The 25,119-nt window shown below is 33.9% G+C and carries 19 protein-coding genes and 2 tRNA genes; 16 read left to right on the top strand and 5 right to left on the bottom strand.

Annotated elements, in window-relative coordinates:
* Positions 1–38: 38 nt before the first annotated feature.
* Both AC38BG_RS00750 and dhaK read right to left on the bottom strand, forming a co-directional pair.
* Positions 39–746, bottom strand: a complete 708-nt coding sequence (locus tag AC38BG_RS00750) for an MIP/aquaporin family protein (RefSeq protein ID WP_489937277.1) — start codon at positions 744–746, stop codon at positions 39–41.
* 104 nt (positions 747–850) lie between these two features.
* Positions 851–1,846, bottom strand: a complete 996-nt coding sequence (gene dhaK / locus AC38BG_RS00745; protein ID WP_489937276.1) for a dihydroxyacetone kinase subunit DhaK — start codon at positions 1,844–1,846, stop codon at positions 851–853.
* A 122-nt stretch (positions 1,847–1,968) separates the two neighbouring features.
* Between dhaK and AC38BG_RS00740 the strand changes: the two genes are divergently transcribed.
* Entirely contained in the window at positions 1,969–2,937 is a 969-nt protein-coding gene (locus tag AC38BG_RS00740) for a ribose-phosphate diphosphokinase (protein WP_489937275.1), read from the top strand.
* Between the two features lie 39 nt (positions 2,938–2,976).
* Here the strand turns inward: AC38BG_RS00740 and AC38BG_RS00735 are convergent, their stop codons facing one another.
* Complete coding sequence (locus tag AC38BG_RS00735; protein ID WP_489937274.1) at positions 2,977–4,341, bottom strand: HD domain-containing protein; 1,365 nt, start codon at positions 4,339–4,341, stop codon at positions 2,977–2,979.
* 91 nt (positions 4,342–4,432) lie between these two features.
* On the opposite strand from AC38BG_RS00735, the gene AC38BG_RS00730 reads away from it, so the two are divergent.
* The 9 genes from AC38BG_RS00730 to alr all read left to right on the top strand — a co-directional run bounded on the left by AC38BG_RS00730 (position 4,433) and on the right by alr (position 13,364).
* Positions 4,433–4,840: a DUF1934 family protein gene (locus tag AC38BG_RS00730; protein WP_489937273.1), complete on the top strand. Its 408-nt coding sequence runs from the start codon at positions 4,433–4,435 to the stop codon at positions 4,838–4,840.
* Between the two features lie 50 nt (positions 4,841–4,890).
* Complete coding sequence (rpoE, locus tag AC38BG_RS00725; RefSeq protein WP_489937272.1) at positions 4,891–5,433, top strand: DNA-directed RNA polymerase subunit delta; 543 nt, start codon at positions 4,891–4,893, stop codon at positions 5,431–5,433.
* 122 nt (positions 5,434–5,555) lie between these two features.
* Positions 5,556–7,175: a CTP synthase gene (pyrG, locus tag AC38BG_RS00720; RefSeq protein WP_489937271.1), complete on the top strand. Its 1,620-nt coding sequence runs from the start codon at positions 5,556–5,558 to the stop codon at positions 7,173–7,175.
* A gap of 117 nt (positions 7,176–7,292) precedes the next feature.
* Entirely contained in the window at positions 7,293–8,570 is a 1,278-nt protein-coding gene (murA, locus tag AC38BG_RS00715) for a UDP-N-acetylglucosamine 1-carboxyvinyltransferase (protein ID WP_489937270.1), read from the top strand.
* Positions 8,571–8,663: 93 nt separating this feature from the next.
* Positions 8,664–8,915 (top strand): type B 50S ribosomal protein L31, encoded by a 252-nt coding sequence (locus tag AC38BG_RS00710; protein ID WP_489937269.1) that lies wholly within the window; start codon positions 8,664–8,666, stop codon positions 8,913–8,915.
* A gap of 86 nt (positions 8,916–9,001) precedes the next feature.
* The gene (locus AC38BG_RS00705) at positions 9,002–10,369 is read left to right on the top strand and encodes a UDP-N-acetylmuramoyl-tripeptide--D-alanyl-D-alanine ligase (protein ID WP_489937268.1); all 1,368 of its coding nucleotides are present in this window, start codon (positions 9,002–9,004) and stop codon (positions 10,367–10,369) included.
* Between the two features lie 10 nt (positions 10,370–10,379).
* On the top strand, positions 10,380–11,822 hold the full coding sequence (gene cshA, locus AC38BG_RS00700) for a degradosome RNA helicase CshA (protein WP_489937267.1): 1,443 nt from the start codon (positions 10,380–10,382) through the stop codon (positions 11,820–11,822).
* Between the two features lie 58 nt (positions 11,823–11,880).
* Positions 11,881–12,243: a holo-ACP synthase gene (gene acpS / locus AC38BG_RS00695; protein ID WP_489937266.1), complete on the top strand. Its 363-nt coding sequence runs from the start codon at positions 11,881–11,883 to the stop codon at positions 12,241–12,243.
* Positions 12,240–13,364, top strand: coding sequence for an alanine racemase (alr, locus tag AC38BG_RS00690; RefSeq protein WP_489937265.1), 1,125 nt, complete (start codon positions 12,240–12,242; stop codon positions 13,362–13,364). The genes acpS and alr overlap by 4 nt, the downstream gene beginning before the upstream one ends.
* A gap of 42 nt (positions 13,365–13,406) precedes the next feature.
* On the opposite strand, the gene treC is transcribed toward alr, so the two are convergent.
* Positions 13,407–15,062: an alpha,alpha-phosphotrehalase gene (gene treC / locus AC38BG_RS00685; protein ID WP_489937264.1), complete on the bottom strand. Its 1,656-nt coding sequence runs from the start codon at positions 15,060–15,062 to the stop codon at positions 13,407–13,409.
* Between the two features lie 7 nt (positions 15,063–15,069).
* Positions 15,070–15,795, bottom strand: a complete 726-nt coding sequence (treR, locus tag AC38BG_RS00680) for a trehalose operon repressor (RefSeq protein WP_489937263.1) — start codon at positions 15,793–15,795, stop codon at positions 15,070–15,072.
* A 103-nt stretch (positions 15,796–15,898) separates the two neighbouring features.
* On the opposite strand from treR, the gene AC38BG_RS00675 reads away from it, so the two are divergent.
* From AC38BG_RS00675 to rpoB, 6 genes are all read left to right on the top strand, one after another.
* Positions 15,899–17,827, top strand: coding sequence for a PTS sugar transporter subunit IIABC (locus AC38BG_RS00675; RefSeq protein ID WP_489937262.1), 1,929 nt, complete (start codon positions 15,899–15,901; stop codon positions 17,825–17,827).
* A gap of 100 nt (positions 17,828–17,927) precedes the next feature.
* A complete protein-coding gene (locus tag AC38BG_RS00670) occupies positions 17,928–18,362 on the top strand; it encodes a hypothetical protein (RefSeq protein WP_489937261.1) in 435 nt (144 codons plus the stop codon).
* 50 nt (positions 18,363–18,412) lie between these two features.
* Positions 18,413–18,484 (top strand) — tRNA-Gly (locus AC38BG_RS00665).
* Positions 18,485–18,524: 40 nt separating this feature from the next.
* Positions 18,525–18,598 (top strand) — tRNA-Pro (locus AC38BG_RS00660).
* A gap of 126 nt (positions 18,599–18,724) precedes the next feature.
* Entirely contained in the window at positions 18,725–21,250 is a 2,526-nt protein-coding gene (locus AC38BG_RS00655) for an ATP-dependent Clp protease ATP-binding subunit (RefSeq protein ID WP_489937260.1), read from the top strand.
* A 212-nt stretch (positions 21,251–21,462) separates the two neighbouring features.
* The gene (rpoB, locus tag AC38BG_RS00650; protein WP_489937259.1) at positions 21,463–25,104 is read left to right on the top strand and encodes a DNA-directed RNA polymerase subunit beta; all 3,642 of its coding nucleotides are present in this window, start codon (positions 21,463–21,465) and stop codon (positions 25,102–25,104) included.
* Positions 25,105–25,119: the final 15 nt, after the last annotated feature.

Here is a 25,119-nt window from a genome sequence, read left to right as displayed (position 1 = left end):
GATTCCAAAAGTCCTTTTTTTATGTAAGAATAAAAATATTATTTAATTAATTTTTCAAGTCCTGCAGCTAAAAATGCACCTAAAGTAGGTCCAATAAGTGGAACCCAAGCATATTTCCAATTAGCAGATCCTTTATGTGGAATTGGCAAAATTGTATATGCCAATCTTGGTGCCCAATCACGAGCTGGGTTTAAAGCAAGACCTGTAGTACTTCCAAGAGCCATTGCTAAAACCATAACTAACAAACCACAAACTATAGGTTTAATTCCTTGAGTGAAATCACCTAAATTTAATAAAGTGAAGATGAAAATGAATGTTGCAATTAATTCACCTAAAAAGTTAAATACTGGATTTTCAATTGAGGGTACTGTTCCAAAAATACCCACATGATTTCCATCTTCGGCAGTTTTAGAAGCTTTAAAGTGAGGATAATATTGAATTATTATCAAAATTGATCCTACAAATGCTCCTAAAAACTGAGCTAAAATATATGGTCCAACTTTAGCCATTGGGAAATTATTAAATATTGCAAATCCCAAGGTTACAGCTGGGTTCAAATGTCCTTCAGAACCTAATGCTCCTGCTACATATACCCCAAATGTAATTGCCATTCCCCATGCTATTGAAACAAATAACCAATTTGAGTTTCGTGCATAAGAATGTTTTAAGTTAATCGCAGCACCAGTTCCTATTCCGAATACTACCATGATCATTGTTCCGAAGAACTCTCCAATGAACCCTGTCATTATTTTCCCCCTAATTATTATGCGTAATAATTTTTTGTATACTTTTAAAAAGCAACAATAATAAAGATAACCTATTTTTGAAGATAATACTAGGGGAAATTTAATTACCAGGCGATTGTTGATACAGGATAATTTAAATATTCAAACCATTTTGTATCAGCAAGTTCAAAAATAGTTAGTGAAATACCTGCCATATCAAGAGAAGTCATATAATTACCAACTTTCATGAAGGCTGGTTTGATATTAAAATTATTTAGTTCATTTAATACATCATTGCTAAAAATATATTGTTCCATTAATGGAGTTGCCCCCATTCCATTAACTAAAACTGCATATTCTTTTTCTCCATCTAAATTCATTTCATGATTTAATTTTGAAACTAATTCATGGGCTAAATCTTTTGAAGGCTTAATTTTTTCTCTGCGATAACCAGGTTCGCTATGAATACCAACACCATATTCAATTTCATCGTCTTTTAATACAAATCCAGGCTTGCTAGTTATTGGATTAGTTGCGGCACTTAATGCAACAGCAATGGTTTTAATATTTGGCAAAACTAATTTAGCTAAACTTTCTAAGTCATCTAAACTGGCTCCTTGATCTGCAGCAGCACCTAGGATTTTGTGCATGAAAATTGTCCCTGCAACGCCACGTCTTCCTTGGGTATATAGACTGTTTTCAACAGCAATATCATCATCGACGACAATTGATTTAACTTTAATACCATCTAAATCTGCCATATCTTTTGCCATATCAAAATTCATAACATCACCTGAATAATTTTTGATAACCAAAAAAACTCCTCTGCCATGATCACTGGCTTTTATTGCAGCATATATTTGATCAGGAGTTGGAGAAGTAAATATTTGACCACAAACTGCAGCACTTAACATCCCATTGCCAACGTATCCTGCATGAGTTGGTTCATGTCCGCTTCCACCACCAGAAACAATTCCTACTTTATTTTGCATAGATTCTTTATTACTTCTAACAACAGCCAATGTATCTGGAATTTGTTCTAAATATTGTGGATACGCGCGAACTAGTCCACTAACCATTTCACTAACAATATTATTTGGATCATTAATAATTTTTTTCATAAGACAAGTATCCTTTCGATTGATATCGGTTACATTATAGCAATAAAACGATTTCATCTGCAAAATTGAAAATATTTTGTTAGAATTAGTATTGTTAAAAGTAGTTAGTTATGGAGGACAAAATGTCGTACAAAGACGATATTAAGCTTTTTGCACTTAATTCAAATAAGCCATTAGCTGAAAAAATTGCGGAACGTGTAGGTGTTCCACTAGGTAAATCAAGCGTTCAAAGATTTAGCGATGGAGAAATTCAAATTAATATTGATGAATCTGTTCGTGGTAAAGATGTATATTTAATTCAATCTACTAGTGATCCCGTTAATGATAACTTGATGGAATTATTGATTATGATTGATGCAGTTAAACGTGCTAGTGCGCGTACTGTTAATTTAGTAATTCCATATTATGGTTATGCTAGACAAGACCGCAAAACACGCGCTCGTGAACCAATTACAGCTAAGTTAGTTGCTAATATGTTAGAAAAAGCAGGTGCTACCAGAGTATTATCACTTGATTTGCATGCACCACAAATTCAAGGATTCTTTGACATTCCAGTAGATAATTTGATGGGTGCTCCATTAATTGCAGATTATTTTTTGAGACATCATTTGGAACAAGATGCAGTTGTAGTTTCTCCTGACCATGGTGGTGTTACTAGAGCAAGAAAATTAGCTGAATTTTTGAAAACACCAATTGCAATTGTGGATAAGAGAAGACCTCGTGCTAACGTTGCAGAAGTGATGAATATTATTGGTGATGTTAAAGGCAAACGTGCCATTATCATTGATGATATGATTGATACTGCAGGTACTATTACTTTGGCTTCTCAAGCTTTAATAGATGCAGGAGCTACTGAAGTATATGCCAGTGCAACTCATGCGGTCTTATCAGGCCCTGCAATTCAAAGATTAAATGATTCTCCAATTAAGAATTTAGTCTTGACAGATTCAATTAATCAACCAGAAGAAAAAGAACTGGATAAAATGGTATTAGTTTCAGTTGGTCCTTTAATGGGGGATGCAATTAAGTTAATTCAAGAAAACAAACCTGTTAGTCCACTATTTAATACTCGTTATCAAAAAGATAAGTAAATAATAAAAGCCTTAAGTTGATCGCTCAAGGCTTTTAATTTACTCTTTTTTCTTAGGTTTTCTAATATATTTTAGATTTCCATTTTTTATATATTTTTGAAATCTTTGATAGATGGGATCAAAAATTTGTGGCTCATTTGTTTTAGAAAGCATGGTTTTTGGAAAGAAAAATCTTTCATCGCCTTGGAAAGTTCCGTTTAAGGCTTTAACTATTGGACTTAATTCTGATAATTCGATTAAAGAACCATCATCTTGCATAATTTCAATTTGGCTATTGGCGTTTTTACCAGTTGGCTTATATGCATCATATGGTTCATCAAAGGCACTGTTAATGTCAGTATAATAATCTGGGTCAAAGCCAGCTTGCTTGATTAAGTCTTTTAATTTAGGCACAAGTTTTTTAGTGTTATTGTTGATTTTAATGCTGGCAAGAGGCTTTCTGAATAAATATCTTGTTGCTAAGTCAGATAAGATCTGATCTGTATTATCCACCCACATGCCAAAGTTTGTCTCCATGACTCCATCATTTAAATTTAGATAATCGTTTAAGTCCCAATCATTAGCTAAAAAATGAGCTAAACTAGGTGTAACTTGTAATTTTCCTTGTTGGTAAATTACCTGGGCACGTTGCAATAAATGATGCAAAATTATTTCTAAGGATCGATCAACTGGATGAAAATAAACTTGTTGATACATTTGATAACGACTAACGACATATTCTTCTACTGCATGCATCCCATTATTTAAAAAACAAATTCCATTATTATAAGGATGAATCACGTGCAAAATTCTAGCTAAATCAAAATTGCCAAAATCAACGCCAGTAAAATATGCATCACGTTGCAAATAATCCATTCTGTCGGCATCTGCTTGACTAGAAATTAGTTTTACAACTTGCATATTAGGATAAGTTTTTGCGATTACACTAGCTACAGCTTCTGGAAAATTAGGAGAAACTTGCCTTAATGCCTGATTAATTTCAGTATTTTGATCTAGGATAATTTTCTGCCCCATTTTTTCGTGATTAGTACCAAATAAATGTTCAAAAGTATGAGAATATGGCCCATGACCAATATCATGTAATAAGCCAGCGCATTCAACTAATAAGTTTTCATCAGGATCCCATAATCCATCATTTGGAGTTTTAGAAACATATTGTTGAGAAAAAATATTACAAATTCTTCTAGTTAATTCATATACTCCTAAATTGTGTTCAAATCTAGTATGAGTGGCTCCTGGAAAGACAAAACTAGCAGGACCTAGTTGCTTAATTCGGCGTAATCTTTGAAATTCTTTGCTATTAACAACATCTAAGACAACTTTATTTTCAATATGAATATATCCATGAACTGGATCACTAATAACAACTTCATGTGGAAGTTTAGGGCTTTGATATTTTGACATGCTTTGCTACCTTTTTATAAAATAGATTCTGTTAAAATTATAACAAAATTATCGGTTAAAAACCGCTTTAACTATTGATTTGGGGCGTATTATGCAAAAAGTAGCAGTTTTATTCACTAGTAAAATTACTCAAGAAAATGATAGTGAAGTTTTTGAAAAAAAGTTCGATGCAAATATTGATATTAAAGGCTCTCAAATAAGGTTGCATTATTTTGAAGATGAAAAAACTCCAGTTAAAATGTTGATTCAAAACAAAGAAGTAATTATTTTTCGTGGAGATAAAAAAGATAGTTATTCAGTAATTCATCTAATATTGAATGAAGAAGGCAAATGTAAATATGTGGTTCATGGGCACAAAATGGATCTAACCAGTAAGACAAAAAAATTATATTTGGATATAAAAGATAGGATAATAAAGCAGTTAAATGTTGAATATCAATTGTTTAATGGGCTATACTTAATAGGTAACTATACAGTTAAATTGATTTTTACATATTAAATGCGTAAAATAAATAAGATAGCAATTTGCAAAAGAGAGGACGTTTTACTGTGGGATTAGCTGACTTTGAAGATCAAAATCGCGATGAACTTTCTATGATTGAAGTTGCCCGTGCTATTTTAGAAGATAATGGCAAGCGTATGCCATTTGCAGACATTGTTAATGCTGTGCAAAAATATTTGGGCAAAAATGATGAAGAAATTCGTGAACGTTTACCACAATTTTATACAGATATTAATACTGATGGTGAGTTTATCTCAATGGGTGACAATGTTTGGGCATTGCGCTCATGGTTCCCATATGAATCTGTTGATGAAGAAGTAAATCACCCTGAAGAAGAAGATGGGGATGTACGCAAGAAACATCATAAGAAAGTTAATGCATTTATTGCTGATTCAGATGATGATGTCATTGATTATGACTCTGATGATCCAGAAGATGAAGATTTAGATTCAAATGAAGATTTTGAAGATGATGAAGACAGTGATGATTATTCAGATGATAATGATGATGAAGATGATTCACTACCAGATGGTATTGAAGGCCAATTAGCCGAATTAAATGATGACGAAGATGAAGATGAAGATGAGTAGTTTACTTGACTCTTTGTCATGAAGTAAGTATTATCTTACTTGGGCACTTTTGTGCAATTAGCTCCCTAAGGGGAGCTTTTTTTGTTTTGTAAATTAATTTTAAAGATAAAGGGGAATTATTAATGACAAAATATGTTTTTGTTACCGGTGGTGTTGTTTCTTCACTTGGCAAAGGAATTGTAGCATCATCTTTAGGTCGTTTATTAAAAAATCGTGGTCTAAAAGTAACCATGCAAAAATTTGATCCATATATTAATATTGATCCAGGTACTATGAACCCTTATCAACATGGGGAAGTTTTTGTAACAGATGATGGTACTGAAGCTGACCTTGATTTAGGTCACTATGAAAGGTTTGTGGATGTTCGCACTAGTAAATACTCAAACGTTACAACAGGTAAGATTTATTCTGAAGTATTGCGTCGTGAACGTCACGGTGACTATCATGGTGCTACTGTACAAGTAATTCCTCACATTACTAATATGATAAAAGAAAAAATCATGCGTGCTGCACAAACTACTGATTCAGATGTTGTTATTTCAGAAATTGGTGGTACTGTAGGTGATATTGAATCAACTCCATTCATGGAAGCAATTCGTCAAATGAAACGTGATGTTGGTAGTGAAAATGTAATGTATATTCATGTAACGCTAGTTCCATATTTACATGCAGCACATGAAATGAAGACTAAGCCAACACAACATTCTGTAAGTACTTTACGCAGTATTGGTATTCAACCTAACATGTTAGTGCTTCGTGCAGAAAAGCCAGTTAACCAAGAATTAAAAGATAAGATTGCTGATTTTACTGATGTTCCCCAAGAAGCAATTATGGAATCAATTGATGCAAAATCTTTATTTGATTTACCATTATCTTTCCAAAAACAAGGTATGGATCAATTAGTTTGCGATCATTTTAATTTAAAGAGTCCATTACCTGAAGCTGATATGACTGAATGGAAGAAAATGGAAGAGCGTGCAACTCATTTGAAGCATAAGACAACTATTACTTTAGTTGGTAAGTATGTTGAATTAGAAGATGCATATATTTCAGTTACTGATGCGCTAAAGCATGCAGGATATTTATACAATACTGATATTGAAGTTAGAAAAGTTCAAGCAGAAGATATAACTCCTGATAATATTGCTGAATTTATGAAGGGATCTGATGGATTAATTGTTCCTGGTGGATTTGGAACTCGTGGATTAGAAGGTATGATTACTGCAATTAAGTATGCCCGTGAAAACGATATTCCATTCCTAGGAATTTGTTTAGGGATGCAGATGGCAAGTGTTGAATTTGCTAGAAATGTCTTGAATTTACAAGATGCTAATACAACAGAGGCAGAACCTGATGCTAAAAATAATATTATTGATTTAATGGCTGATCAAAAAGATCAAGAAGAACTGGGTGGCACATTAAGATTAGGATTATATCCAGCTCGCCTTAAAAAAAGCACAAAAACTGCTGCTGCATATGATAATCAAGATGTCATTCAAGAAAGACACCGTCATCGTTATGAATTTAACAATAAATACCGTGAAGCTTTTGAAAAAGCTGGTATGATCTTCAGCGGCGTTTCACCTGATAATCGTTTAGCAGAAATTGTTGAAATACCTGATAAAAAATTCTTTATTGCTGCACAATATCATCCAGAATTTTTGAGTCGTCCTCAAAGACCAGAAGGATTGTTTAAGGCGTTTATTGGGGCTGCAAGCAATTTACCTGAAGAAAAATTTTAATTCAGAATTTAAATTTAGATAAAAGCTCAAAATAAGTATTGTTTCTCTTGTTTTTTATGTGTTTTTCATTTAACATTTAAATGATACTTTGAAAACAGAAAAGGATTGTTTTCCCCAATGAAGCAAATGATTATTCATGGTGGAAAGCCCTTAAAGGGCGATGTTTGGATTGGTGGCGCGAAAAACTCTACTGTAGCGCTGATACCTGCATCAATATTATCGAGAACTCCTGTAACACTAGAAGCTGTGCCAAGGATTGCAGATGTTGATAACTTAATGGATTTATTAAGTGAAATGGATGTTAAATGTACATTTCGAGAAACAACATTATTAATTGATCCTACACATATCAAAATGAATCCACTGCCTGCTGGAAAAATTAAGAGTTTACGTGCGTCATATTATTTTATGGGAGCATTACTTGGAAGATTTGGCAAGGCAATTGTAGGATTCCCTGGTGGCGATGATATTGGTCCACGTCCAATTGATCAACACATTAAAGGGTTTGAAGCTTTAGGCGCATTCGTCAAAAATGAAAATGACCAAATTATTATTACCGCACCAAGTGATGGTTTACATGGTGCCAAAATATCTTTAGCAATGCCCTCAGTTGGCGCAACGATGAATATTATTATGGCAAGTGTAACTGCTAAAGGACAGACCATTATTGAAAATGCTGCAAAAGAACCAGAAATTATTGATTTAGCAACATTTTTAAATAATATGGGTGCCCATATTCGAGGTGCCGGAACTGACACAATCAGAATTGAAGGCGTAGAAAAAATTGCTGCTAAAACGCCACATACCATAATCCCAGATCGTATTGAAGCCGGGACTTATGTGTCATTGGCTGCAAGCATAGGTAATGGAATTAGAATTCATAATATTATTGGAGAACACTTAGATTCATTTTTGGCAAAAGTAGAAGAGATGGGCGTTGTAATTGATTCTGATGAAGATTCATTATATGTTTATCCGGCAGGTGATCTAAAAATGATCCAAGTAAAAACTGATCCTTATCCAGGATTTGCAACTGATTTGCAACAGCCAATCACCCCTTTATTATTAACTGCCAAGAGTGGTGAAGGCGTAATTATCGATAATATTTATCCCAAAAGAACTCGTCATATACCTGAATTGCAAAAAATGGGCGCCAATATTCGTGTTGAGGATAATATTATTTTGGTTCATCCAACTAAACAATTGCATGGTGCAAGTGTACATGCTGATGAAATTAGAGCTGGCGCTGCTTTAATGATTGCAGGATTAATGGCAAAAGGCACAACAATAATTAATAATGCGGGTAACATCTTGCGTGGTTATGATCGTGTAGAGCAAAAATTGCGAAATTTGGGTGCAGATGTGTCAATAAAAGATACACCTGCTAATAAATAAAGTAATTGCAATCAATAAAAAAAGGTGTTATTCTTATTAAGTCATATTAATCTATGGTCTGAAAGATGATCATGGCAAAGGAGCAAATAAAACATGAAAAAAGGCATTCATCCAGATTACCAACAAGTTGTTTTCATGGATTCAGCAACTGGCTATAAGTTTATTGCTGGTTCGACATTGAAGCCAAGTGAAACAACAGAATTTGAAGGAAAAACATATCCATTAGTACGTGTTGAAATTTCATCAGATTCTCATCCATTCTATACTGGCAAGCAAAAATTTGCACAAGCAGATGGTCGAATCGAAAAATTCAACAAGAAGTACGGTCTCAAGGAGAACAAGTAATTTATTCCTTGCTATTAAGCAGTCCTTACGGGGCTGCTTTTTTAGTTTGATAGTATTCAATTTGATAGAAATGGGAGTTAGTATTCATGAAAATGCAACTTGCAGAAATAGCTAAAGCATTAAATACAACAATTGAAGGAAATGATGATCCTGTCATTTGTAGTGTAGCATTTGACTCGAGAAAAATTGGTGAAAATGCATTATTTGTACCTTTAATTGGTAATAGAGATGGGCATGATTTTATTAATAGTGCAATTAATAATGGTGCTGTTGCAACTTTATGGCAAAAAGGTCATGCAAATAAACCAGATAATATTCCAGTAATTGAAGTACAAGATACTTTAGTTGCAATGCAAGATATTGCTAAATATTATTTAGATAAGGTAAATCCGACTGTAGTAGGAATTACTGGCTCTAATGGAAAAACAACAACGAAAGACATGGTTGCTGCAGTTTTAGCAAAAAGATTCAATGTATACAAAACTCAAGCTAATTTTAATAATGAAATTGGCGTACCAATGACTATCATGGAAATGAAGCCGACTACAGAAATTTTAGTTTTAGAAATGGGAATGGATCGCCCAGGACAGTTGCATCATTTAAGCAAATTAGTAAGACCAGATGTTGCACTAATCACTATGATTGGTGAAGCTCATATTGAATTTTTTGGCAGTAGGGATAAAATTGCCGATGCCAAGATGGAAATTACTGATTTTTTGAAAGAAGACGGAGAATTTATATATAATGGCGATGAACCATTATTAATTGAACGTGCAAAAAAAATCGAACAAAGCAAAGTAACTTTTGGTTTTGAAAAAGATGATACTATCTATGCAACTGAATTTAGAAGTTACAAACACCATGCTTCTTTTGTGACAAATTTGTCAGACCAACGTTTTATGATTCCAATGATTGGCAAACATAATGTATCTAATGCATTAGCAGCAATTTGTGTAGGTCATCATTTTGGTGAAAAAGATGACCAAATTGCCAATGCATTAGCTGACTTTGTTCCAACTGCTAATAGAATGCAGTGGAAAAAAGGTGATGTTGGAGAAGATATTATAGATGATGTCTATAATTCAAATCCAACCGCAGTCAAAGCTGCAATTACTAGCTTTGATCAAGTACAAGTACCGCAAAATGGTCGTAGAATAGCAGTATTAGGAGATATGCTTGAGTTAGGGAAGGCAAGTGCGCAATTACATGCTAGTCTTGCAGATATACTAGATCCTCGTGTAATTGATGAAGTATATCTTTATGGCTCAGAAATGAAGCACTTGGCAGATGCATTAGCTGGGAAATATACTGCTGAAAAATCACATTATTATCCAGAAGATAAAATGGATCGCATGATTGGAGATTTAAAACAAGATATTCATCCTAATGATATCGTGTTGTTGAAAGGCTCACATGGGATGCATTTAGAGAAAGTTTTGGATAAATTATTATAGGAGAATTTTAGTGAAATTTACAGAATTAGGTTTAAACGATGCTATATTGAAAGCAATCAAACGTAGCGGTTTTGAAGAAGCTACACCAATTCAAGCTCAAACCATACCATTGGCATTGCAAGGCCACGATGTAATTGGACAAGCACAAACAGGTACAGGGAAAACTGCTGCTTTTGGCTTACCGATATTGCAAAACTTAGATAAAAATAAAAAAGCAATTCAAGCATTGATCATTGAACCAACTAGAGAGTTAGCTATCCAAACTCAAGAAGAATTGTTTAGATTAGGCCGCGATGAACATGCAAAAGTTCAAGTCGTTTATGGCGGAGCTGATATTAGCCGCCAAATCCGTGCTTTAAAACAAGTTCCAGAAATTTTAGTAGGTACGCCAGGACGTTTACTTGATCATTTAAAGCGTCACACTATTAAATTAGATGATATTCAAACTATTGTTTTGGATGAAGCTGATGAAATGTTAGATATGGGATTTATTCAAGATATTGAAAGTATCTTAGAATATGCAAAGAACCGCACGCAAACATTATTATTCAGTGCGACTATGCCTAAACCTATCTTAAGAATAGGTGAAAAATTCATGCACAATCCTGATATTATCAAGATCAAGGCTAAAGAATTAACAGCTGATTTAATTGATCAATATTTTGTTCGTGCAAAAGACTCTGAAAAATTTGATATTATGACCCGCTTAATTGATGTGCAAGCACCTGATTTAGCAGTTGTTTTTGGTAGAACTAAGCGTAGAGTTGATGAGTTAACTAGAGGGTTGCAATCTCGTGGTTATAATGCTGCAGGAATCCATGGAGATTTATCACAAGCACGTAGAATGAGTGTTTTGAAACGCTTTAAAGCTGGAAAATTAGATATTTTAGTCGCAACTGATGTAGCTGCACGTGGTTTGGATATTTCTGGAGTAACTCATGTTTATAATTATGATATTCCACAAGACCCGGATTCATATGTACACCGCATAGGTAGAACTGGACGTGCAGGTAAATCAGGTATGTCAGTTACATTTGTAACTCCAAATGAAATTGGCTACATGAAGACAATTGAAAATCTAACTAAGAAAAAGATGTTACCTCTTCGTCCACCTACAGATGCACAAGCTTTGCAAGGTCAATTGGCAAGTGCAACTAAGCAAATTGAAGGCCTAATGAAGAATGATCTTTCTAAGTACACTCAAAATGCTGCTGAATTATTAGATAATTATTCTGCTGTTGACTTAGTTGCTGCATTTTTGAAAGAATTGTCTAAAGATTCAGCTGATGTTAAAGTTAACATTACTCCAGAGCGTCCATTACCTTTTAAAGGACGTTCAAGAAGACATTATTCTCACAATGATGATCGCAATTCTCGTCGTCGTAGGCCAAATTATTCACATCGTGGACGTTCAAAAAACCATCATTTTGTAATTAAGAACAAAAAAGATTAAACTTAAAAGCGAGCTAGAAAGACTAACTCGCTTTTTTTCTTTATTATATGAGGTAGTTATGATTAAAGGTATTGGCATTGATATAGTTGAATTATCAAGGATTGAAAAGATTTTGCAAAAAGGAGACAGATTTCCTAAAAAAGTTTTGACACCCAAAGAATTTGAAGTTTATCAAACATTAAATTCAATGAAGAAAAAGATTGAATATGTAGGTGCACATTTTTCAATTAAAGAATCATTTTCTAAAGCTTGGGGAACAGGTTTAGGAGCTGCAGTTGGATTGCAAGATGTTGAAACGCTAGCAGATAATCTAGGCAAGCCCATTACAACGGCAACAATGTATCAAGGAAATATTTTTACAAGTGTTTCTCATGATGGCGGGTTAGTCATTACACAGGTAATATTGGAGGATAAAAAATGATACCAGCAACTCATCGACCAGCTGCAATCCATGTGAACTTAGCAGCTATTAAAGATAATGTTAAAAATGAAATTAAAAATTTACAACCAAAACAAAAATTATTTGCTGTAGTCAAAGCTAATGCCTATGGTCATGGTGCAGTTAGAGTTGCTAAAGCTGCTGAACATGCAGGAGCTGATGGATTTTGTGTTGCAGTATTGGATGAAGGATTTCAATTGCGTCAAGCAAACATTGTTAAACCAATTTTAGTTTTAGGTGTTACCCCCGCAAATGAAGTAACTTTAGCTAGTGCACGCAATATTTCATTAGCTGCACCTAGTCTGCAATGGTTAAAATCTGCACAAGAAGTTCTGAAGAAAAATGATATGAAGCTAAAAATCCATTTAGCAATTGATTCTGGTATGGGTAGAATTGGCATTAGTAGTGATGAAGAGTTTATCAAGGTAAATGACTTTTTAACTGATAATGAGTTTTTTGAAATTGAAGGAATGTTTACTCATTTTGCTTCTTCAGATAGTGCAGATTCAAGTTATTTTGAATATCAAGTTGCTAGATTTAACCATCTAAAAGAACTCATGACTATTAAGCCTAAATGGATTCATGTGGATAATACTGCAGCGAGTGTTTTTGGTAAAAAAGTTCATAGCGATATAGTAAGATTCGGGATTGGGATGTATGGCTTGAACCCATCTTCTAATCCTTCAACCCCTGATCTTAAATCAGAAATTCCATTGAAGCCTGCTTTATCATTTGAAAGTGAACTTTCATTTTGCAAACAAATTCATGCAGGGTATGGTGTGAGCTATGGTTCAACTTATGTTGCTCCAAAAAATGAATGGATAGGTACCGTTCCAATAGGTTACGCAGATGGATGGATGCGAAAAATGCAAGGCTTTAAAGTTAAAGTCGGAGATGATTATTGTCCAATTGTTGGACGAGTATGCATGGATCAATTTATGGTTTTATTACCAGATAGAATGCCAGTTGGCACTAAAGTTGAATTGATTTCTGCAGATCCAAAAGCTCCAAATAACATAAAGGCTGTAGCTGATTATGCTGATACCATTCATTACGAAATTGCATGTTTGTTAAGTGATAGACTGCCTAGAATTTACGATTAAACTAAAATGCCATCAAGTCAGATCAAACTTGATGGTATTTTTTTATCGTAATTTATATACTATTGCTTCATATGGACGCAGTGTCATAACACTTGTAAGTTTTTGCTTATCATAATTAGATAATAAGACTTGATTTGGTTTTAAATATTCATCAGGAATTTCAATTTTGGCAGGTTTTTCAAAAAAGTTAGTTAAAACAATAATTTTTTCAGTGTTATTATTTAAATATCTTTCATAAGCAAATACTTGCTTATCTTTATGTAAGAACATTTTTATATGACCAGAATTGATTAAATCTTCATTTCTACGCAAGTAAAAAAGCTGTTGATAATAATTAAAAATCTGTCCATTTAATAATTCTTCTTGTACATTAATTTCATCTTGATGCGTTGGCATTAACCATGGTTGTATTTTGCTAAAGCCAGCATATTTTGAATTATCCCAATGAAATGGTACGCGTGAATTATCACGAGATTTTTGACGGATAATTTCTAAAGCTCTGTCTGAAGCTATTCCTTTATCTAATAATTCATGGTAGGCGTTGTGGCTTTCAATATCATTATAGTCAGATATTTTTTGATAACCTGCATTAATCATTCCTAATTCTTCTCCCATATAAACAAATGGGGTGCCTCGCATTAATTGCATAGCAGTTGCCAGCATTTGGCTTGATTTAATACGGTATTTTGTAGTATTTCCGAATCTACTTAGTGCCCATGGTTGATCATGATTGTTCCAAAATAGAGCTAACCACCCATTTCCTTTATCAATATTTTCTTGCCAATTTGTCAAAATAGACTTCAAATCTTTAAAAGAAAATGGAGTAGTTGTCCATTTTTCACCATTTAGATAATCAACTTTTAAATGATGGAATGTAAAGACCATTGATAATTCATGATTGGCAGGATTTGAATAAGCAATGCTATTTTTGATAGATGTTGATGACATTTCACCAACTGTAACAGAATCTGGATTTAAGCCAAAGCTATTTTTGTTCAGTTCTTTTAGATATTTTTGCACTACAGGAGTATCAGTATATAAACTCTTTTCTTCAATTGGATCAGTTGAATCAATTAAAACTTCACTCTTGCCAGTAACATTGATTACATCAAATCTAAATCCTGAAACTCCTTTTTTTCTCCAATAATTAATTACATTAATTGCTTCTTTTCTAACATCTGGATTGTGCCAGTCAAGATCAGCTTGGGATGGATCATATAAGTGTAAATAATATAAATCAGTATTACCAAATTTTGCCCAAGCAGAACCGCCAAATTTGGATTGCCAATTAGTAGGTAAGCTTCCATCTTTTTTAGCAGGGCGTAAATAAAAGTACTTTTGGTATTTTTTATCACCTTTTAAGGCTTTTTGAAACCAGATATTATCAGTTGAACAGTGATTAAAGACCATATCTAACATTACACCAACATTAATATTTTTTAATTTAGTTACTAATTCTTCAAAATCTGACATTGTGCCAAATCTTGGATCTATTTTGTAATAATCAGCAATATCATAACCATTATCATGTTGTGGCGAAACAAAAAATGGATTAAACCAGATCATGTCAACATTTAATTTTTTTATATAAGGGATTTTTTCAATAATTCCTCTGATATCTCCAATTCCATCACCATTTGAATCATAAAAAGATTTGGGATAAATTTGATAAATTATTTTTTTGCCTAAGTTAGTCATGGTTAATCTACCTTCCTATAATTAATTTTTGTCTTCTAGCAAAATCAGTAAACTTAAATTGACTTGGTTCGTGATATGACAAAGTCAATTGAAATTTAGTGGCATTGCTTAAATAATTTTGACTTGCTACTAAAACTGCCAGATTATTTTTCAATGGGAATATTTTTCGAAATTGCTCTGGTAAATCTACAATAGTAATTTCTTTTGTGCCATAAGCAATCGTGTAATGGAGCTTATTTTCAATATATTCATACAATGAATTTTGTGCTTTGTTTTTAGTAAGATTAGTAATTGGAGGATTGAATAAATAATCACAATCTAAAACTATTGGCTTATCATCAATGCAGCGTAATCTTTCAACATAATATCCTGACTTATCTGCAATAGTTGGAAAGTATTGTTTGAAATTATCAGGTATTTTTTTTAGTTGCTCAAAAACTACCACCTTAGTTGTCGCATTCATATGAAACTGGCGATTTAATTCCTGGAAGCTAGTAATTCCAGAAATAGGAAAATCAAATTTTGCCTCGTTGAGTACTATTGATCCTTTGCCACGGATCTTTTGTATTAATCCAAGTGATTCTAATTTGTTTAAAGCCCTTCTGATTGTTTCTCTAGAACTTTTATAAATTGTAATTAAAGTGTTTTCGCTAGGCAAAAAGCTACCTGGAGGATATAGATTAGAATTGATTTTTGCTAGTAAATCTTGAGCAATTGTATCTTGTTTTGACATTTTAAATAAATTCCTTATACAAAAATATTGACAACTTGTCTATACAAGTATATCATAATTTCAGATTAATGAAAGCGCTTAATGCATAAAAGGAGGAAATTAAATGAGTCAAGAAGAAAACATACTAGCTCCAGCAAACGGAACTGTGATGGCATTGAGTAAGACTAGTGATCCAATCTTTTCAAAAAAGACAATGGGTGACGGCTTTGGATTAACACCAACTGATGGGGATGTTGTAGCTCCAGTTTCTGGTAAAGTTATGATGATTGCACAAACTAAACATGCTATCGGAATCAAAGGCGAAGATGGATTAGAAGTTTTAGTGCACATGGGTGTTGATACAGTTAGTTTAAAGGGTAAACCATTTAATATTTCTGTTAAAGAAAATGAAGAAATAAAAGCAGGCCAACCAATTGCTACAATGGATCTAAATGCAATTCAAGCAGCCGGATTAGATACGACAATTATGGTTGTAATAACTAATACAGCTGACAAGTTAGATGGTCTTGATGTAGTAGAAGGTCAAACAAAAGCAGGTCAAAAAGTTGCTACTGCATATATAAAACAAGCAAGTGAAGACACTAGTAATAAAAAACTATCTTATGATGAATTAGCTAAAGTCATCTTAAAAGATGTTGGTGGAAAAGATAATATCAACAATGTTATTCACTGTATTACCAGATTGCGCTTTTATTTAAAAGATGAATCAAAAGCAAATGACGATGCGCTAAAAGATCAACGTGGGGTCTTAGATGTCATGCATGCAGCTGGGCAATATCAAGTGGTTATTGGTAATGAAGTAGTTCCAGTTTATGATGCAGTAATGAAAGATTTAGGATCTGGATTTGGCGATAATGCTCCATCACCTTCACCTGTTGACGATTCTAAGAACCCAATTTCTAGGGCATTCAATAATTTAATTGGCTTTATTACAGGATCAATGAGTCCTGTAATTGGAGTAATTGCGGCATCAGGTATTATTAAAGGCTTGCTTGCTTTATTAACACTGCCACAATTAGGTGCGTTACTTAATGTGCATTCAACAGTTTATATTACAGTTAGCGCAATGGCTGACGCAGCGTTTTTCTTCTTACCTGTATTAGTTGGCTTTTCAGCAGCTAAAAGATTAGGTAGTGACCCAATAATTGCTGCTGTAATTGGTGCATTCTTAACTTATCCACAAATTGTAAATTGGGGACATGCATTTAAAACAATGTTTGCATTAGGCAGTTGGAACTTCCAATTTGTTAACTATACTTACTCAATCTTTCCAATGATTTTAGCTGCTTGGCTTGCTAAAAAATGCGAAGATTGGTTTAAAAAAGTTCTCCCAACTTATTTACATATGATTTTTGTACCTATGTTCACGATTTTAATAGTTTCTACAATTACTATTGTTTTAACAGGTCCAATTATTCAGGGTATCGCTACTGGAATTGCTGATTTTATTACTTGGTTAGTAAATATTTCGGGATTATTTGGTGGATTAATTATTGGTGGTTTTTATCAGTTATTGGTTATTTTTGGGTTACACTGGGGAGTTGTGCCCCTTGTTGCTCAGCAAATTGCAGGTAGTGGTCAAAGCCCATTAAATGCAATCATTTGTCAAACTATGATTGCTCAAGGTGCTGCAGTATTGGCTGTTGCATTAAAATCCAAAAAAGCAGATATGAAAGAATTAGGTATTGCAGCTGCAATTAGTGCATTTTGCGGAGTTACTGAACCTGCAATTTATGGTATTAACTTACGTTATCGCAAAGTCTTTGTATCGGGATTAATTGGGTCTGCTGCTGGTGGTCTAGTTACTGGATTATTTCATGGAACTATGTATGGATTTACTGGTGGTTTAATTGGATTTTCATCCTTCTTTGATCCAAAGAATCCAACTAACTTATCTAGTTTTTATACATTTTTGATTTCAAGTGTAGTATCAATTATCGTTGCTATGATTGTAACTTATGTATGGGGCTATAACGACAATATGATTAAAGGCAAAAAAGTAGAAAAAGCTAAAAGACCTGGAACTAATTAATTATTGATTATTAAAAATTAATTCTCTGTTATTCATTGAACCTATGATAAGATAATTGTTACAGATTGTTTTGTTAGTGATAAATTATAGGATAGTAGCGATGAATGACAAAAATATTAAATATGAAAAGCAAAAAAAGTTATGGAATATTATAAGTGAGGCTAGTCTAATAATAGGTGCAGTATTGATTTATAGAACACCTACCAATATTGTAATGTCTATAATTGGATTGGTATTTGCTGTGATTAGTATGTTTTGTACTTTTAAATATTTTAGATTAATCAAAAAGACACAGGGTAAAAGATATAAGATAATCGGTGAAAAAATAGATTCCTTAAAAGGTGTAGCCAAAGAACAAGGAGTTGGAATGGGGTTAGTTGCTTTTGCAACTATTATAACGATTTTGACGAATATATTTGGTATTGTGTTAATTTATTTTTTTACTCATTCATGGCTTAAAACTGCGCTAGCTTGTCTAGCTTTTGAATTAGTGCTTGATTTAAAAGGATATTTTAATATTGAACAAAAAAACTAACAAAAAGTATTTGCAAAGCATTAAAACTTTGCTATAATATTTTTTGTATTGCGGAAGTAGTTCAGTGGTAGAACATCACCTTGCCATGGTGGGGGTCGCGGGTTCGAATCCCGTCTTCCGCTTCATAATATAGAGGCTCACAATTTTGTGGGTCTTTTTTTTCGGGATGTAGCTCAGTTTGGTAGAGCGCTGCGTTCGGGACGCAGAGGTCGCAAGTTCAAATCTTGTCATCCCGATTTTTTATAGATTTTTGCGTTAAAATAAATGCAGATTATTAACCAAAATAAAACAAATCTCTTTACTTCTAGCCAAAAAACTCCTAGAATCATTATCATTGTTTTAAAAAGTTAGGCGGTGCATTTATGCAAATTTCATATACTAGTAGTGCAAATGCGGTCTTAGATATCGCACGTGAACAAGCTCAATACTTTGGCGATAAATACATCAATACAGAACATGTATTATTAGCAATGACTATCGAAAATGACGGTGTTGCTGGAAAAATATTGCGCATGTGGAATGTAACACCAACATTAGTTAGTGATGAAATTGAAATCTATACAGGATACGGTTCTCATAAAAAAGGTACGTACATGGAAATGTCTCCTAGGTTGTCAATGGTTTTGTCATATGCTAGAAAAATCGCTATTCAAGATGGCAGTAATAAAATTAATACAGCTCATATCTTGCTTGGAATTATTGCTAATCAGCAAGTGTTAGGTGCAATGATTTTGAAAAAGTTGAATGTCGATTTAGCAAGACTGCAACAAGATTTGCAAGATTCACTATCAAGTGGTGTCGATGAAGATGCTAAGTTTGATAATAATTCCAACAATGATGCACCTATGCCACCATTTTCTGACATGGATTCATTTTTGAATAATAATGATTTTTCTGAAAAAAATAATAAACAAAGTATTACTAAAACCTTAGATAAGCTTGCTGTTGATATGAATAAGCGAGCTTTAGAAGATGAGATTGATCCAGTTGTAGGTAGAGATAAAGAAATTGCCCGAGTTATTCAAATCTTATCTCGTAGAACTAAAAATAATCCTGTCTTGGTGGGAGAACCTGGAGTTGGTAAAACGGCCGTGGCTGAAGCAATTGCCCAAGCTATAGTTAACCATCAAGTCCCACAAGGTCTAGCTAACAAACGTGTTATGGCATTAGATATGGCTAGTTTAGTTGCAGGCACTAAATATCGTGGTGAATTTGAAAATAGAATGAAAACTATCCTGAAAGAAATTCATATGGATGGAAATATTATTTTGTTTGTAGATGAATTACATACTTTAATTGGTGCTGGAGGATCAGAAGGTGCAATTGATGCATCTAATATTTTAAAGCCATCTTTGGCTCGTGGCGATATTCAAATGATTGGTGCAACTACTTTTAATGAATATCAAAAATATATTGAAAAAGATCAAGCATTAGCTAGAAGATTTCAACAAGTTAAGATTTTAGAGCCCTCTAAAGAAGAATCAATTAAAATTTTGGAAGGTTTGAAAGCTAAGTATGAAAATTATCATCACGTTCAAATCTCTGATGATGCAATTAAAGCTGCAGTTAATTTATCAAGTAGATATTTATCCGATAGATTTTTGCCAGACAAGGCAATTGACTTGATTGATGAGGCTGCTGCAGTTGTTAAAATAAAAAATAATGATTTTACCTCTCCTAAGCTTGAAAAAATTAATCAAGAATTGAAAGATATTGTTGTTGAAAAAGAAGAAGCTGTAATTAATCAAAACTTCACTAAAGCAGCACGTTTGCGTGAAGAAGAAAATGATTTAAAACTTGATCAGCAAAAATTGATTATTAAAAACAATGCTAAAAAACAAAATACTGCAGTTGTTGAACCACATAACATTGCAGAAATCGTTTCTCAATGGACTGGAGTGCCAGCAACTCAAATGAAACAAAATGAATTGCGTCATTTAGCTAATTTGGAAAGTATTTTGCATAAAAGAGTCATTGGTCAAGATTGTGCAATTAGTGCAGTTGCCAAAGCTATTAGACGTAGTAGAAGTGGCATTAATGATGCAAATCGCCCAATTGGATCATTTCTATTTTTAGGACCTACTGGTGTTGGTAAAACTGAACTTGCTAAAGCCGTAGCTGGTGCAATTTTTGGATCTGAAAAGAGTTTAATCAGAGTTGATATGTCTGAATATATGGATACAATTGCTACAAGTAAGCTAATAGGATCTGCTCCTGGATATGTTGGTTATGAAGAAGGCGGCCAGTTATCAGAGCAAGTCAGAAGACATCCTTATTCAGTAGTATTATTAGATGAAGTCGAAAAAGCTCATCCAGATGTTTTCAATATGTTATTGCAAGTTTTAGATGATGGATTTTTGACTGATTCAAAAGGTCGCAAAGTTGACTTTAGAAATACAATCATCATTATGACTTCTAACTTAGGTTCAAGATCTTTGCAAGATGATAAGACAGTTGGATTTGCCAATGTAAATTCTAATCCCGAAAAACTTAGACAAGAAAAAGTTGAAGTTGCAACTAAACAGTTTTTCAGACCAGAATTTTTAAACCGTATTGATGAAACAATTGTCTTTGACCAATTGACAGCTAAGCAGTTGCGCAAGATCGTAGCCTTACTTGTCAAAAAGTTAGTGGTCAGATTACAAATTAAAAATATTGATGTTAAGTTTTCCCCTGCAGCATTAGATACAATTGCCAAAAAGGGATATGACCCGGCAATGGGGGCAAGACCTTTGCGTCGAGCAATTCAAAAATATGTTGAAGATCCAATTGCACAAATGCTAATTAATGGACAATTAAATGCATCAGATATTTTAAAAATAGGTGCCCATAAAGGTGAACTAAAATTTGAGGTTATAAAACAAAAAGATAAAATAAATCAAAGCTAAATTTTTGACACATGCAAAGATAACATGCTACAATAAGATTTGATTTTTAAAAAGGCTGAAATTCAGGAACCTACTGATCTATTGTCCAGCAGGTTGATAAAACAAAAACGACATAAGTTGTTTTTGTTTTTTTGTGCCCTAATTTCGGATTTTTTGAATTTGTAACAAAAATGTAATATTTGGCTTTTTTCTAGAAGAAAGGATGTTTTTTCTTGAACGGACACGTAGTAAATTACGGTAATCATCGTACAAGACGTAGTTTTTCTCGAATTAAAGAAGTATTGAGAATGCCTAACTTGACCGATGTTCAAACCGATTCTTATAAATGGTTCCTAGACAAGGGATTACGAGAAATGTTTGAAGACATTATGCCTATTAATGACTTTTCTGGTAAATTATCTCTTGATTTTGTTGATTATAAACTTTTAAAGCCAAAATATACCATCGCTGAAGCACGTGATCATGATGCAAATTATTCTGCACCATTACACGTTACTTTGAAGTTGACTAACCATGAAACTGGTGAAATTAAGACCCAAGATGTATTTTTTGGTGATTTTCCATTAATGACTGAATCAGGTACTTTTGTAATCAATGGTGCTGAAAGAGTTATTGTTTCTCAATTGGTTAGATCTCCAGGGGTATATTACAATTCAGATTTTGATAAAAATGGTCGTCAAATTTATGGTACTACTGTTATTCCTAACCGTGGCGCTTGGCTTGAATTTGAAAGTGATGCCAAAAGCTTAGCTTATGTAAGAATTGATCGTACAAGAAAACTTCCTTTGACAGTTTTAGTACGTGCTTTAGGTTTTGGCTCAGATAGTGAGATTAAAGATATTTTAGGCGCAAGTGATCCATTGCAATTTACTTTGGATAAAGATGTGCACAAAAACCCTGCAGACAGCAGAGTTGCTGAAGCTTTAAAAGACATTTATGAACGTCTGCGCCCAGGTGAACCTAAAACGACAGATTCATCTAGATCATTATTATATGCACGTTTTTTTGATCCACGTAGATACGATTTTGCGCCAGTTGGACGCTACAAAGTTAACAAAAAGTTATCTTTGAAGAATCGTTTACTTGGTCAAACCTTAGCTGAAACTTTAGCTGATCCAGATACTGGTGAAATTATCGCTAAAAAAGGCGATATCGTAACTCATCAAGTAATGGATACATTGGGTAAATACTTAGACCGTGATGATTTCAAGATGGTTACATACACTCCTTCAAAAGAAGGTGTATTGCCAGATCCAATTACTGTCCAAGAAATTAAAGTTTACTCAAAAGTTGATCCAGAGCGTGTAGTTAAATTGATCTCTAATGGTCATATTGCAGCTGATGTTAAGCATTTGACTCCAGCTGATGTATTAGCTGCTGTCAATTATTTCTTTGCATTGCAAGAAAATATTGGCTCAACAGATGATATTGACCACTTAGGTAATCGTCGTATTCGTCGTGTTGGTGAATTATTGCAAAACCAATTCCGTATTGGACTTGCCAGAATGGAACGTGTTGTTCGTGAAAGAATGTCAATTCAGGATCCAACAACTGTGACCCCACAACAATTGATCAACATTAGACCAGTTGTCGCAAGTGTGAAAGAATTCTTTGGTTCTTCACAATTGTCACAATTTATGGATCAACACAACCCATTAGGTGAATTAACTCATAAACGTAGAATGTCTGCTTTAGGACCTGGTGGTTTGACTCGTGACCGTGCTGGGTATGAAGTTCGTGATGTTCACTATACTCACTATGGTCGTTTATGTCCTATTGAAACTCCAGAAGGTCCTAACATTGGATTGATCAACTCACTAGCAACATATGCTGTTATTAATAAATATGGTTTTATTGAAACTCCATATCGTCGCGTTTCATGGGACACTCATAAAGTTACTGATAAAATTGATTATTTAACTGCTGATGTAGAAGATAATTATATTATTGCCGGTGCCAACGCTCCTTTGAATCCAGATGGTTCATTTAAAGATAAGTTAGTTTTAGCTCGTCATAAAGATGATAATGTTGAAGTTTCACCAGATAAAATTGACTACATGGACGTTACACCAAAGCAAGTAGTTTCTGTAACTTCAGCTTGTATCCCATTCCTTGAAAACGACGACTCAAACCGTGCCTTGATGGGGGCTAACCAGCAAAGACAGGCTGTTCCTTTGATTAATCCACATTCACCAATTGTTGGTACTGGCATGGAATATAGAGCAGCCCATGATTCAGGGGATGCTATTTTAGCAAAGGCTGACGGAAAGATTGAATATGTAGATGCTGATGAAATTCGTGTAAGACGTGAAGATCAGACATTGGATACATACAAGCTTGAAAAATACCGTCGTTCTAACGCATCAAAATCATACAACCAAACTCCTAATGTTGATTTAGGAGATGAAGTTCATAAAGGTGATGTAATTGCCAATGGTCCCGCAATGGAAAATGGTGAATTAGCTGGTGGACAAAATCCAGTTATCGCATTTATGACTTGGAATATGTATAACTTTGAAGATGCTATTATGCTTTCTGAGCGTTTAGTTAAAGATGATGTATATACTTCAATGCATATTGAAGAATATGAGTCAGAAGCACGTGATACTAAATTAGGGCCTGAAGAAATTACCCGTGAAATCCCTAATATTAGCGAAGATGCACTAAAAGATCTTGACGCTGATGGTATTGTTCGTGTAGGTGCTGAAGTTCGCGATGGAGATATTTTAGTTGGTAAAGTAACACCTAAAGGTGTAACTGAATTATCTGCTGAAGAGCGTTTATTGCATGCAATCTTTGGCGAAAAAGCACGTGAAGTTCGTGATACATCATTACGTGTACCACACGGAAGTGGTGGTATTGTACAAGATGTTAAGGTCTTTACTAGAGAAGGTGGCGACGAGTTAGCACCTGGTGTTAACACATTAGTTCGTGTTTATATTGTTCAAAAGCGTAAGATTCAAGTTGGAGATAAAATGTCTGGTCGTCATGGTAATAAAGGTACTGTTGCAATTGTTGCACCAGAAGAAGATATGCCATATTTACCAGATGGTAGACCAGTTGATATTTGTTTGAACCCAATGGGTGTGCCTTCTCGTATGAATATTGGACAGGTTTTGGAATTACACTTAGGTATGGCTGCACGTCATTTAGGTATTCATGTAGCAACTCCTGTATTCGATGGAGCTTCTGAACAAGATGTTTGGGATACTGTTAAAGATGCTGGTATTGGTAAAGATGGTAAAACTGTTGTTTATGATGGACGTACCGGTGAACCATTCCAAAATAGAGTATCTGTAGGTATCATGTACTACTTGAAACTTACTCACATGGTTGATGACAAGATCCATGCTCGTTCAATTGGGCCATACTCATTAGTTACTCAACAACCATTAGGTGGTAAAGCACAATTTGGTGGACAGAGATTTGGTGAAATGGAAGTCTGGGCTCTTGAAGCATATGGTGCTGCATACACCTTGCAAGAAATTTTGACATACAAGTCAGATGATGTTGTAGGGCGTGTTAAAGCATATGAAGCTATTGTTAAGGGCGAAAGAATTCCAAAACCAGGTGTTCCCGAATCATTCCGTGTGTTAGTTAAAGAATTACAAGCATTGGGATTAGATATTAGAGTGTTAGATGAAGATCATAAAGAAATTGAACTTCGTGATATGGATGAAAACTCTAGTGAACATTTAAACATTGATACTTTGTCTCGCTTAGCTGAAGAACAGGAAAAGAAAAAGTTAGCCAAAGAAACTGATAAATCTGAAAAGCAAAAGCAAGAAGCAAGTGAAGAGCCAAAAGAACCAACTCCTGCAGATAATGCTTCTGATGGAAAAGTTTCTGAGTAATTAGGAGGTTAAACT

The sequence above is a fragment of the Lactobacillus sp. M44 genome, from assembly GCF_058130005.1.
Note: the sequence above shows the minus strand (reverse complement) of the source record. Positions and strands in the feature narration are given on the sequence as shown.